Source organism: Polaribacter pectinis, from assembly GCF_014352875.1.
GTDB classification, from domain to species: Bacteria; Bacteroidota; Bacteroidia; order Flavobacteriales; family Flavobacteriaceae; genus Polaribacter; species Polaribacter pectinis.
The window spans coordinates 1,612,611-1,626,034 of record NZ_CP060695.1; the positions used below are offsets into that span (position 1 = coordinate 1,612,611).

Annotated in this window: 14 protein-coding genes; 1 reads left to right on the plus strand and 13 read right to left on the minus strand. The window is 29.1% G+C overall.

The window, feature by feature from the left end; translation table 11 throughout:
- The 7 genes from H9W90_RS07295 to rpsF form a co-directional block, all read right to left on the minus strand.
- Positions 1–1,215: a sensor histidine kinase gene (locus H9W90_RS07295; RefSeq protein ID WP_187483780.1), complete on the minus strand. Its 1,215-nt coding sequence runs from the start codon at positions 1,213–1,215 to the stop codon at positions 1–3.
- Entirely contained in the window at positions 1,215–1,754 is a 540-nt protein-coding gene (locus tag H9W90_RS07300) for a heme NO-binding domain-containing protein (protein WP_187483781.1), read from the minus strand. The genes H9W90_RS07295 and H9W90_RS07300 overlap by 1 nt, the downstream gene beginning before the upstream one ends.
- Position 1,755: 1 nt before the next feature.
- Positions 1,756–2,169: a response regulator gene (locus H9W90_RS07305; RefSeq protein ID WP_187483782.1), complete on the minus strand. Its 414-nt coding sequence runs from the start codon at positions 2,167–2,169 to the stop codon at positions 1,756–1,758.
- 142 nt (positions 2,170–2,311) lie between these two features.
- Positions 2,312–2,779, minus strand: a complete 468-nt coding sequence (locus tag H9W90_RS07310; protein WP_187483783.1) for a DUF6495 family protein — start codon at positions 2,777–2,779, stop codon at positions 2,312–2,314.
- Positions 2,780–2,847: 68 nt separating this feature from the next.
- Positions 2,848–3,294 (minus strand): 50S ribosomal protein L9, encoded by a 447-nt coding sequence (rplI, locus tag H9W90_RS07315; protein ID WP_187483784.1) that lies wholly within the window; start codon positions 3,292–3,294, stop codon positions 2,848–2,850.
- A 14-nt stretch (positions 3,295–3,308) separates the two neighbouring features.
- Positions 3,309–3,605 (minus strand): 30S ribosomal protein S18, encoded by a 297-nt coding sequence (rpsR, locus tag H9W90_RS07320; protein ID WP_088353379.1) that lies wholly within the window; start codon positions 3,603–3,605, stop codon positions 3,309–3,311.
- A gap of 3 nt (positions 3,606–3,608) precedes the next feature.
- The gene (gene rpsF / locus H9W90_RS07325; RefSeq protein WP_187483785.1) at positions 3,609–3,950 is read right to left on the minus strand and encodes a 30S ribosomal protein S6; all 342 of its coding nucleotides are present in this window, start codon (positions 3,948–3,950) and stop codon (positions 3,609–3,611) included.
- A gap of 125 nt (positions 3,951–4,075) precedes the next feature.
- On the opposite strand from rpsF, the gene H9W90_RS07330 reads away from it, so the two are divergent.
- Positions 4,076–4,963, plus strand: a complete 888-nt coding sequence (locus H9W90_RS07330; RefSeq protein ID WP_187483786.1) for a sterol desaturase family protein — start codon at positions 4,076–4,078, stop codon at positions 4,961–4,963.
- On the opposite strand, the gene ald is transcribed toward H9W90_RS07330, so the two are convergent.
- The 6 genes from ald to priA all read right to left on the minus strand — a co-directional run bounded on the left by ald (position 4,960) and on the right by priA (position 13,156).
- Positions 4,960–6,060, minus strand: coding sequence for an alanine dehydrogenase (gene ald / locus H9W90_RS07335; protein ID WP_187483787.1), 1,101 nt, complete (start codon positions 6,058–6,060; stop codon positions 4,960–4,962). The two genes, H9W90_RS07330 and ald, sit on opposite strands and share 4 nt — an antisense overlap.
- 218 nt (positions 6,061–6,278) lie before the next feature.
- Positions 6,279–7,382 (minus strand): hypothetical protein, encoded by a 1,104-nt coding sequence (locus tag H9W90_RS07340; RefSeq protein WP_187483788.1) that lies wholly within the window; start codon positions 7,380–7,382, stop codon positions 6,279–6,281.
- A gap of 142 nt (positions 7,383–7,524) precedes the next feature.
- The gene (locus H9W90_RS07345; protein WP_187484015.1) at positions 7,525–8,325 is read right to left on the minus strand and encodes a hypothetical protein; all 801 of its coding nucleotides are present in this window, start codon (positions 8,323–8,325) and stop codon (positions 7,525–7,527) included.
- Positions 8,312–8,869, minus strand: coding sequence for an RNA polymerase sigma factor (locus tag H9W90_RS07350; protein ID WP_187483789.1), 558 nt, complete (start codon positions 8,867–8,869; stop codon positions 8,312–8,314). The genes H9W90_RS07345 and H9W90_RS07350 overlap by 14 nt, the downstream gene beginning before the upstream one ends.
- A 215-nt stretch (positions 8,870–9,084) precedes the next feature.
- On the minus strand, positions 9,085–10,557 hold the full coding sequence (mqo, locus tag H9W90_RS07355; protein WP_187483790.1) for a malate dehydrogenase (quinone): 1,473 nt from the start codon (positions 10,555–10,557) through the stop codon (positions 9,085–9,087).
- Positions 10,558–10,711: 154 nt separating this feature from the next.
- Positions 10,712–13,156 (minus strand): replication restart helicase PriA, encoded by a 2,445-nt coding sequence (priA, locus tag H9W90_RS07360; protein ID WP_187483954.1) that lies wholly within the window; start codon positions 13,154–13,156, stop codon positions 10,712–10,714.
- Positions 13,157–13,424: the final 268 nt, after the last annotated feature.

A 13,424-nucleotide genomic window follows, 5' to 3' on the forward strand; every position in this document is an offset into this window, starting at 1 on the left:
TTATTTTTTAATAGTGAAGTAAAAAGTAGTTCCTTTACCTTCTTCGCTTTCTAACCAAATATTTCCTTCATAAAATTCTACTACTTTTTTTACTATTGATAATCCTATCCCAGTAGATTCTTTATTTTTATTTAAAGAATGGAAAATTTTAAAGATTTTATCGTGATATTTTTTCTCGATTCCAATTCCGTTATCTTTTACTGAAAATTGATAAAAAGAAGGTTTCTCTAAAAAATCTATTTCAACAATTCCTGCTTCTTTATTGGTGAATTTTATGGCATTACTTACTAAATTCTGAAATATTTGTTGAAATTTAGTAGTATCTCCTTTAATAATTGGTAAATTTTTAAGTACTTTTAATGTGATGTTTTCTGGAATAAATAATAATCTTTTTACATCCTCAAACATTAAATTTAAATCAACATCTTTTACGTTTTCAACAACTACGCCAGCACTCGAGTATTCTAAAATATTAGAAATTAAATTTTCCATTGTTTCCAATGTTTTTCCTATTAAATCTAAATTTTGAAGAGTAACTTCATCTAATTTTCCTTGATTATCCATTTTAACCCAAGAAACTAGAGCATCTATACTTCTTAAAGGTGTTTTTAGGTCATGAGAAACCATATGTGCATATTCTTGTAGTTCCTTGTTACTTTTTTCTAATTCTATAAGAATTTTTTCTTTTTGACTTTCTAAAGATTTTAACGTACTTATATCTCTAATAATTCCTTGAGCAGCTATGGGGTTCTTATTTTTATCAAAAATTAAACTACCATTTACTTGTACCCATTTAATTTTTTTTTCTTTAGTTATTATCCTAGTAGTATAATTTGAAAAATGTCCTTTTTCATTTAATTTATTAAAAGAATCAAAAGCATATTCTATATCTTCTTCATAAATAAAATCATTAACATTTACTTTTTCTATTTTATTATCATAACCAAAAAGTTCTATAGCAGCATCGTTCATTTTAAGAACATTTCCAGATAATTCCATTACGATGTAAGAATCTATTATGTTTTCAAAAACACCTTTTAATTGAGAAGATTTTTCGTCTAATAATTTTTCTAATTTAATATTAGATTTTTTTAATTCTTGGGTAACAAAATATAAATCTCTCGATTTATCTTCCAATATTTTTTCTGCAATTTTTCTTGCAGATTTTTCTCTCATTAATGCACGCTGCAGTATGTCTATTTTATCTTGACTCATTAATTTTTATTAATGATAAACTTCACCTCTGTTCCGTCTTCTTTTAATTTTTCTAAAACAATAGATGCTGTAGATTTAAAATGTTCAAAGGTCTTGTTCATTAAACCTAAACCGAAATGATGCATTGCTCTGCTCGATTTATATATCATTACTATAGAATCTGTTGTTTTTTCTTCAACAATAAATGTAGGTAATTCTGCATCTGGATAAATTTTACGAACCTCTACATGAATATGATTTTCAATAGAAGAAAGCATATCTATTGGATCTTTATAAGTTGCTAATAAACCTGGGTAGCTTTTTTCAATAACTGTAAAAAAATGTTCACCATAGACTAACAATAAATTATCGATAGAAATTTCTGTTCTAAAACTCAAATGTTGTAATAACTGTAACATTTCAGAAAAACTATAGGTACCAATTGATGTATATATTCCTTCTGAAGGCAATTCTGATTTTGAAATTATTTCATCAACAGTTTCTAAACCAAACTTTTCTTCTACTAAATCTAAAAACTCTGTAAAAACAATACCTTTCATTTTAAACTCTTTTTAATTCATTTGTGCTCCAATAAGCCAAAGTTAATTCAATTTTTTTTATATACTCCTCGTATTTTAGAGGCTTTAAAATATAGCCAGAAACACCAATACGATAACATTCTTCTAAATCTTTATGATTATCTGAAGTTGTTAAAATAATAGTTGGTATATGTTTTAAAGATTCGTTTTTCTTTAAAATTGATAAAAACTCAATACCACTTATTTTAGGCATGTTTAAATCTAACAAAATAATATCAGGAATTTTGGTTTTATCTTCTAAAATTTCAAGGGCTTCATCTGCATTTTTTGCTTCAATAAGATTGTGATCTAATTCTAAAAATGAAATTGTTCTTTTCATTTTCATAATTTCGATTAAATTATCCTCTATCAATAAAATATTTAACTTCTTTTCCATCATTAAAATTATGGGAATTATATAATGTAAAAATACATTTTAAGATTAAATTATTATTTACATGGGGTTGAAGAAAAATAAAGTATAGATGAATCACTTTAAAGTATAGACGAAATGCAATTTGTTTCGTATAAATTAGGCATTACGAGACTAACTGACTAAAATACTCGAAAATTTCTCCTTTAGAAATAGAACTCCCTTTTTCTATTAAATCGAAAATCTCTGAATTTCTCTCGTTATTATAAGGTTTTGATCCTTTAAATATCTCCACAGAATTATCCATAGGGTTTTGCATTAACCATTCAAATCCTTTTTGTTCTAACAAATTGATATCCCAATTTATTTTGATAGCGATTCTATGAATTTCTTCATCTTCGCATTTAAAAAGATTTGCAGAAGTTTCCGAAAAGTGTTCTATATATTTTGTTTTGGTTAAAACATCGTCCCAAACAACATCAGAAAAAACATTCATTTCTTCTTCTGCTACTTCTGGTTTTTCTGCTTTAATTTGGTTCCATTCTTTTACATCTATACTTTGCGAAGCTAAAAAACGCGCAAAATCTTCATGTAAACTTTCGAATTGTTCTTTGGTAAGTTGTCTATATTTCATAAGTCTGCAAAAATAAAAAAGCTCGTTATTTCTAACGAGCTTTTTATAAAATTATTTAAAGTTATTTACTATTCAGCAATAACTTCAAAAGTAATATCTGCAACTACTGCTCTGTGTAATCTTACAGAAGCTTCGTATTTACCTAATCTTTTAACAGAACCACCAACAACTTTAATAAATTTCTTATCTAAGTCTGTTCCTGCTTTTGCTAATGCTGCAGCTAAATCTATGTTGTTTACAGAACCAAATAATTTGTCTCCTGAACCAGTTTTAGATGCAATTTTAATTTCATATCCTTTAATTGTTTCTGCTATTGCATTAGCATCTTCAATTAATTTAGCTTCTTTATAAGCTCTTTGTTTTAAATTCTCTGCTAAAACTTTCTTTGCAGATGAAGTAGCTAAAACTGCTTGTCCTGTAGGGATTAAAAAATTTCTTCCATAACCGTTTTTAACGTCTACGATATCATCTTTAAATCCTAAATTTTCTACGTCTTGTCTTAATATCAATTCCATTGTCTACCTCTTTATTATTTTAGTAAATCTCCAACATAAGGCATTAACGCTAAATGACGACATCTTTTGATTGCCTGCGCTACTTTACGTTGATATTTTAATGATGTTCCTGTTAAACGTCTTGGTAAAATTTTACCTTGTTCGTTTACTAAATACATTAAGAAATCTGCATCTTTATAATCGATATACTTGATACCTTTCTTCTTAAATCTACAGTATTTTGCTTCTTTTTTAGTGTCTATATCTAAAGGCGTTAAATATCTAACGTCAGCAGATTTACCACCTTTTGCTTGTTGTTCTATTGTAGCCATTTCTTATTTTTTTGTAGATTTAACACGTTCAGTTCTAACTTTAGCCCAAGCTGCAGCATGTTTGTCTAATTTAACAGTTAGGTAACGCATAACGCTATCATCTCTTCTAAATTCTAACTCAAACGCAGAGATTTCTTCTCCAGCAACTTTGTACTCTAATAAGTGATAAAAACCACTTTTTTTCTTTTGAATTGGATAAGCTAATTTCTTTAAGCCCCAATCTTCTTTTGAGATCATTTCAGCTCCTTTGGAAACTAAATAATCTTCGAACTTTTGTACTGTCTCCTTTATCTGAGTATCAGATAAAACGGGATTCAAAATGAAAACAGTTTCGTAATGATTCATAAATTAAATATTTATTGTTTATTTTTAAGGGTGCAAATATAGTAACTTTTTTATATTTAGAAGCATCTTTTGTACATTAAAATTCATCTACTTTTAGATTAACAATAAATCACTAATATATTGATATGCAAATACCTGAAATACCAAACTTGATTCATTATGCAATTCCATTTTTTGTTGTAACTGTTATTCTTGAGGTAATTTTAACAGTAAAAGTTAAATTAGAAGATTATGAATTTAAAGATGCTGGAACTTCCATTTTAATGGGTTTAGGGAATGTAGCTATAGGTTTATTTACAAAAGGTGTTATTTTAAGTATTTTCTATTTAATCTATAATTTCTATCATGTATTTGAAATTTCTTTTGTTTGGTGGTCTTGGTTACTGCTTTTATTTGCTGAAGATTTTTGCTATTATTGGTTTCATAGAATTAGTCATGAAAGTAGATTGTTTTGGGCAAGCCATGTAGTACATCATTCTTCTAAAAAGTACAATTTAAGTACTGCTTTAAGACAAACTTGGTCTGGCAGTTTTTATACATTTATCTTTTGGTTTCCTCTAATTTTAATAGGGTTTCACCCAGTTATGGTTTTGGTACAAATGTCTATTAGTTTAATTTATCAATATTGGATTCATACAGAAATGATAGATAAAATGCCCAAATGGTTCGAATCAATTTTTAACACACCAAGTCATCATAGAGTACATCATGCTACAAACCCGCAATATTTAGACAGAAATCATGCAGGAATTTTTATTATTTGGGATCGTCTTTTTGGCACTTTTGAACCAGAGAATGAAAAACCAGTCTATGGTTTAGTAGCAAATATAGAAACTTACAATCCTATAAAAATTGCATTTATTGAATGGTTTGCTATGTTTAAAGATTTTTTAACTCCTAAAATTTCTTTAAAAAACAGATTTTTATACTTGATAAAACCTCCAGGTTGGAAACATGACAACACTGGAGTTTCATCAAAAGATTTAAGAAAAATATGGGAAAATAAAAATTAAGCTTCAAAAGCCTCTAATTGAAATGCTTCGCTAATTTCTTTATAAACTATTTTTCCTTTAATAATATTTAATCCTTTTGCCAGAGCTACATCTTTAGTACAAGCTTCTTCCCAACCTTTATTTGCAATATTTAAAATATAAGGTAAAGTTACATTTGTTAATGCTATGGTAGAAGTATAAGGTACTGCGCCTGGCATATTTGCTACACAGTAGTGAACTACATCATCTATAATGTAAGTTGGGTCTTCGTGCGTTGTTGCTTTTGTGGTTTCAAAACATCCTCCTTGATCTACGGCTACATCAACTATTACAGTTCCTGGACGCATATCCTTAAGCATATCTTTTCTAATTAATTTTGGCGCTTTTCCTCCTTTTACTAAAACTCCACCAATAATTAAATCGTGTGATTTTATTAATTGCCTTATACTGTATTCACTAGAAAAAGCAGTAGTAACATGGTTTGGTAAAACATCATTTACATAACGTAAACGTTTCATATTAATATCCATAATAGTTACATGTGCTCCTAAACCTGCAGCCATTTTTGCTGCTTGTACGCCAACAACTCCTGCTCCTAAAACTAAAACTTTTCCGGGAGCAACTCCTGGAACTCCACCTAATAAAATTCCGCGTCCTTTAATTGGTTTCTCTAAATATTTAGCTCCTTGCTGAATTGCCATTCTTCCTGCAACTTCTGACATTGGTGTTAATAATGGTAAAGTACCATCTGCATCTTCTACTGTTTCGTAAGCGATACAAACAGATTTACTTTCTATCATTGCTTTGGTTAAAGGTTCGCTTGAAGCAAAATGAAAATACGTAAATACAATTTGATTTTCTCTAATAAGAGGATATTCTAAAGCAATTGGTTCTTTTACTTTTACAATCATATCACTTTGATTGTATACGTCTTCTATTGTTGGTAAAATAGTTGCGCCTACTTCTTGATAATCTTTATCAAAAAAACCACTTCCTTCTCCTGCTGTTGATTGCACAAAAACAGTATGATTTTTTTTAGTCAATTCGAAAACACCTGCAGGTGTCATACCAACTCTACTTTCGTTATTCTTAATTTCTTTAGGAATTCCTACTTTCATTTTTGCTTAAATTTAGATATTTTAAGCAAGTAAATTTAAAGCCTTTTTTATTCTAAAAACCATCTAAAAATTGAAAATCTAATTTTTAGGATTCTTTATAAATTCTTCTTAAAAAAATGAACTATTGTTATCAAAAAAAATAAAAAAATGTATAATTAATAAAAGTCAGCCGTTAAAGACTGACTTTTATTATAAATTAAGTTCTTTTATGATTAAAATTAATCTAAATCTAGACGAATTCCCATAGAAATATTTCTAGTTTCTGTATTTTGAAACAAAGGATTCAAATCATATTTTACATAAAAACTTGTAGATCTATATCCTAAATATGCACTAACTCCGTAATTTATAGTGTTCATATTAAAGTTGTCTTTTTGAACTTCTTTTACATCTACATTATTTGCGTCTTTGTATTCTAAATACTGCCTTGTTCCTAATTTAAAACCAACAAAACCACCAACTCCTAAACGTACAGATTCGTTTGTTCTATCTCTTTTAAATCCATCTTTGTAGGTTTTATTTTTAGATAAATCCCACTCTAAATGCAGAGGAAAATTCATTTGTACATGACGTAATCTACTTTCTGACAATTGATTATTAAAAGTCTGAATCTCTGTTATATCTCCGTTTTTAACATGAATCCTATTGTCTTCTAGTCGTAAATTATTCCAAAGAAAAGAAACTCCGTATTTAAAATACAATTGAGAAGGTTCTTTGCTAAAACGAGTTTTCCATGTAAAACCTAATTCGTAAAAACGAGATCGCCAGAATTGATATTCAGAATTATCTAATGAACTTAAATCGTTATCATTTAAAACATTGTTAACTCCCATTGCAAATACAAATTGAGATGTTGTACTTCTACTCTTTTTATTTTTAGTTTTCCATCTTTCTTTTCTTTTTTGTTCTCTTTCATTTTCCTTTTCTTCATCAACTTTAAAACGAAAAGTTTTATTACCAATTGTAAATGTGTTGGTATCATCATCAGTTTCAAATTCTTCTGAACTTGCTATTTTCCCGTTCGTTTTATCTTGTACTAATAATTGCAACAAACGTTCTTGCTCTCCTACTAATATTTCTATTCTTCTTGCATGATATGCAGCAACTTCTTTTTTCAGAGTTGTTGCTGTGGTTTTTGAAATTTCTCCTTTAGCTAATCGTTTATCAATTTCTATAACTTTAACCTTTAATGAATCTTTTTGATTCTTGGTTATTCGCTCAATTCTTTTAGAAATTTTATTTACTTCTTTCTCAAATGTTTTTTCTTGAGATAGGACAATAGTTGTACTGAACAAAACTAATATTAGTAGTATTCTTTTCATTTTATATGTTTTTAAAATTTTGTTTAAATTGTTTTAATTATTGTCATTTCGACTTTACGGAGAAATCTCTATTAAAATTTTTTGTTGAGATTTTTAGACTCCATTACATTCCACTTAAAATGACAAATAATTATTGAAGTTTTTAATCATTTCTACTGGCAATTGCTGTGGCAATATCTGATACTTTTCTTTTCAAAGATTTCAAAAAATTATTCTGAAAATCATCATCATCTATTGTTCTTTCTACTTCTGCAAGAATAGTTTCGGGATTCACTTTTAAATTCGATTCTTTCAGCTGATTCTGAATCGTTTTTAAAACGTCATCTCTATTAATATTATACTTTGCATAATAGTTTTTTACTTCTTGTGGCGAATGTGTTACCGCGAATAACAAATCGTCACTATTTATTTTAATTCTACTGTTTGGGTCTTTTTTTAAAGTATTTTTAAATTCTAATTCTTCTTTTGTTAAAATTACATTTGTATCCTTTTCTTCAACTTTAGCAACAATAATTGTATTGTTTTTTTTGATGATTTCTTTAATACTATTTTCTCTTTTAGACTTTATATTATTAGGAATAATATTTTTTTTAACCTCTTGCTTCTCCTCTACTTTATTCGTTTTTACAATGGCTTCTTCAACAGGAATTTCATTTTTTAATTTATCTAATTTTTCATCAATTAAAACCTTATCAATTTGCTCTATTACAACTTCATTTTTTGGAGTGATTTCTTCAGAATTATCAGAAAATAATTGAATTCCTATTGAAACCAATAACAAAATACTTGCTGCAGCTCCTATATAAAAAAACCAACCTTTCTTTTTTTGCTTTGGTTGCTCGTCTAATTGAACAGACAAACGCTCCCAAGCAGAAGCTGATGGCTCTATAGTTCTATTATCGAACTTATTTTTTATGTTATTGTCTAACTTATTTGTTTTCATGAATTGTTTTATTCATTATCTTATAATTTTGTTGCAATAATTTACGTGCTTTAAATAATTGCGATTTCGATGTACTTTCAGAAATGCCTAATTTGGCTGCAATTTCCTGATGTTTATAACCTTCTATGGCGTATAAATTAAATACCATTTTGTAACCTTCTGGCAATTTATCTATCAGTTTTTGAATGTCTTCTACAGAAGTATTTTCTAAATTTTCTGTAGCTGCATCATTAAAAACATAATCTTCATCAGATAAATCGACTATATTCTTTTTACGGAGGTAAGAAATGCAAGTATTCACCATTATTCTGCGAATCCAACCTTCGAAACTACCTTCGTGTTTGAACTTGTGTAAGTTGGTAAAAACCTTTAAGAAACCTTGTAACATTAAATCTTCTGCATGATGTAAATCTTTTACATATTGCCTGCAAACTCCCAACATTTTAGGCGAATGCTGCTCAAACAATTGTTTTTGCGCTTCTCTGTTGTTGTCTGTCGCTTTTTTAATGAGCGACTTTTCGTTATGCAGTTTAATAATTTTCAAGCCTCTTGGTTGCGTTTTTATTGCCTTACAAATATATAGACTACCAAACTTTAAAAAAGGTTGCTTTGTGGAAAAAAGTTTTTTTTGGAGATGCTTTCAGCAAGACAAACTAAGTGAATAAAAAATAATCCACAGAGTTAAACAAAGGAAACACAAAGTTTCACAAAGCTAAACACAAGAGTGTTTCTTCCCTTTGGGAAGATTAAGATGGGCTTTTATAAATTCAAGATTTTTCTACTCTTCTCCAACTCTACCTCAAACAATTCTTTGTTAACTTCTGTTTTGTAAAAAGGAACAATTTCTTTTAACTTCTCTTTTCCTTTTTTAGAATTCATCAATTCTGGAAATGCTTTTTCAACAACATTTAACATTATTGAAGTTGCTGTGGAAGCACCAGGAGAAGCACCTAACAAACAAGTTATACTTCCGTCTTTACTAGAAATCACTTCTGTTCCGAATTGTAATTTCCCTCCCTCAAATTCATCTTTTTTAATAATTTGAACTCTTTGTCCTGCCAACATAACTTCCCAGTCTTCACTTTTTGCATTTTTTACGAACTTTCGTAGAGAATTCATTCTGTCTTCTTTATCCATCATTACTTGTTCTACCAAATATTTTGTGAGCGGTAAATTGTGCCAAAACGCACCTAACATAGAAGGGATATTGTCATATTTAATCGATTTAAACAAGTCTAAATTAGAACCTTCTTTTAAGAATTTCGGACTAAAACCTGCAAAAGGACCAAACATTAATTGTCTTTTTCCATCTATATAACGTGTGTCTAAATGTGGTGTAGACATTGGTGGATCTCCAATTCCTGCTTTCGAATACACTTTTGCATTGTGTTGTTTTATAATTTCTTCATTCGTGCAAACCAACCATTCTCCACTTACAGGAAAACCTCCATAACCTTCTTTTTCGTCAATTTCTACTTTCTGTAACAACAACAAACTTCCTCCTCCTGCTCCAATAAAAACATGTTCTGCTTCTAATTGATGTTTCTCTTTAGTTTTTAAATTGGTTACTTCAACAGTCCAGTCTAAATCTGTATCTGGATCAATATCTTCTACCTCCATATTACAATGAACTGGCGTATCGAATTCTGTTTTTAAAATATGGAATAACTTTTCAGTTAAGACACCATAATTCATTTCTGTTCCACGATTAATTCTGGAAGCAGCCATAATTTCATCTTCTGTTCTATCGTTTGCAATTAGTGGAAACCATTCTTTCATTTTACTGATTTCTTTAGTAAACTCAATAGAATCGAACATAAAATGGTCTTTCATTTCATTGAATCTATCCTCTAAATAATCGGCATTTTCTTTTCCTAAAACCCAACTATGATGCTTTACAGAAGCAATAAATTCATTCGGGTTTTCAATCAAACCTTTATCCGTTAAATAAGACCAAAATTGTTTTGAAACTTCATATTGTGTACAAATATCAACTGCTTTTTTAATAGAAACTTCGCCATCTTTTTCTGGGCAATAATTCAATTCACATAAAGCTGAATGACCTGTTCCTGCGTTATTCCAAGCAGCAGAACTTTCTTGAGCAACTTTATCTAATCTTTCTAAAATTAAAATATTGGTTTTTGGTTCTAATAATTTGGTAATTAACGCCAAAGTTGCGCTCATAATTCCACCACCAACGCAGATTAAATCGTATTCTTTTTTGAATTTCATAAATGAATTTTAATTTGATAAATATATTATAAAAAATTATTCTACAGAGTTTCACAGAGAAAATACAAAGTTTCACCGATAAAAATAAAATAGAGTTCGCAACTAAACTTACCCAAGAGTGTTTCTTCCCTTTAGGAAGATTAAGATGGGCTTCTTAATACGCATCCACATCTACAATAAAACGAATTGGTCTAAAATCTTTTACAGCTTCAAACGTATTTCTAATCTTGGTTACTTGCGCTTTTGTATTTGCTAAATTTTGTTTTGGCGGAATTTTAATTACTAAATTCTTAATATATTGATTCCGAATTCTAGAAACTGCAGGTGCAGTTGGGCCCAAAACATGTTCGCCAAAAGAATTATATAATGCTTTAAAAAGCCAATTGATTCCAGTATCAACTTTGTTATAATCTTTATGTTTTAAAGTGATTTTTATCAATCTGTAATAAGGTGGATATTTATATTGCCAACGTTCTTGCAACTGCTCTTTATACATTTCCATATAATTTGTCGTAGAAACTTGTTGCAATATTTGATGGTAAGGATTGTAAGTTTGAATGGCGACATTTCCTTGTTTTTTACTTCTTCCTGCTCTTCCAGAAACTTGCACCATTAATTGATACGCTCTTTCATGTGCTCTAAAATCTGGGAAATTCAGCATAGAATCTGCATTTAGAATTCCCACCAAAGTAACATTATCGAAATCTAAACCTTTCGATAACATTTGTGTTCCCACCAAAATATCGATTTCTCTGGCTTCAAATGCGCCAATTATTTTCTGATAACCGAATTTTCCACGAGTTGTGTCTAAATCCATTCTACCGATTTTAAAATCGGGAAATAATTCTTTTAATTCTAACTCTATTTGTTCGGTTCCAAAACCTTTGGTATCTAAAGTATTGCTTCCACAGGAACCACAAGAATTTGGCATTGCACGTTGGTAATTGCAATAATGACAACGCAATTCGTTTCTGTATTTATGATACGTTAGAGAAACATCACAATTTGGGCATTGAGGTGAAATCCCACATGTTTTACATTCTACAACAGGCGAAAATCCTCTTCTATTTTGAAATAAAATTACTTGTTCTTTTTCATCTAAAGCTTCCTGAATTAATTTGAGCATTCTGTCCGAAAAATGACCTTTCATTTCCTTCTTCTTGTGCTTATCTTTTACGTCAATCAATTCTATTTTTGGTAATTGCACATTTCCATGACGTCTGTTTAACTCCACAAAACCGTACTTTTTTTGTTCTGCATTAAAATAGCTTTCCAAAGACGGAGTTGCAGAACCTAATAAAATTTTCGCTTTGTGAATGTTTGATAAAACAATGGCAGAATCACGTGCATTATATCTTGGTGAAGGCTCGAATTGTTTGTAGGAAGTTTCGTGTTCTTCATCTACAACTATTAAACCTAAATTAGAAAAAGGCAAAAAAATTGAAGAACGAGCGCCTAAAATAATTTGTGCTTTCGATTTATTTTCCAATACATTATTCCACACTTCTACTCTTTCGTTCATGGAATATTTGGAGTGAAATACAGAAATCTGATTCCCAAAATAAACCTGTAAACGAGTAATTATTTGTGTGGTTAATGCAATTTCTGGCAATAAGAATAAAACTTGTTTTCCTTCGTCTAAAACTTCTTGCATCAATTTTGTATAGACTTCTGTTTTACCAGAACTTGTAATTCCGTGTAAAAGTGTAACGTCTTTTTCTTTAAAAGTTTCTTTGATTTCTTTTAGCGCAATTTCTTGAAATTCGTTTAGCTTTTTTAAATCGTTTGTATCTCCTTTAAAACTAATTCTATCGGTTTTAATGTGATAAAATTCGAAGATATTTTTATCAACCAATGATTTTAAGATTGATGTAGAAACATTTGCCTTCTCTTCTAAATCCTTTGCTTTTATCGGCTTTTTAGTTGTTGATAATTGAAAAAAAGTTAAAACAGCATCTCTTTGCTTTTTTGCTCTTGATAATTCTTCTAACAAGGAATTTAAAGATTCATCTGAACTATAATCTGCATGCAAACGAACATATTTTACCAATTTTGGTTTGTACTGTTCGTAAATTTCTTCTTTAATGTAAATGGCTGATTTTTTAATCAATTCATTTACAATGGGCATTACTTTTTTCTTACCTAAAATATCTGCAACTTGGTGTATTGTTAATTGCGATTGATGTTGCAATGCTTCAAAAATGAGAAACTCGTCATCTTCTAAAATAGTTTCGTCTGTAAAAGCTTCGTTTTTATAAACAATAGTTTCACTTTCTAACAAAAAAGCAGATGGCAAAGATGCTCTGTAAACATCGCCTAAAGAACACATATAATATTTAGCAATCCAGCTCCAATGTTTTAATTGTTGCTCATTTACCAAAGGTTTTTCATCTAAAATCTGGTTTATTTCCTTTGCTTCATACAAAGTTGGTGCAGTTTGATGAATTTCATAAACCAATGCTGTATACATTTTCGTTTTTCCAAAAGAAACAGCAACACGCATTCCTTTTTGCAAGAAATTAGCTTCTTCTTCTGTAACAGAGTACGTAAATGTTTTCTGTAATGGAATTGGTAATATGACGTTTATAAAGTGGATAATTGTTGTATTTGTATGAAACCAAAACTACGCAAAATTCACTACATTTTCATTAGAAATTTATAAACAATATGACTTCTAATCATTCGAAAAGTAAAGGGAAATTATATTTTTTTATTGAATTGAAAATTGTGGGTATTTTCCTATGTTAGAACAACCTAAAAAATGGGTTTCTTTGGTTTTGGAAGAATAAATTTAAATTTTAAAAGACAGGTGTTTTCCTCTTGATTTTCTCCTTTAAAAAATCGAACTTCGCTAACTATGAATATAA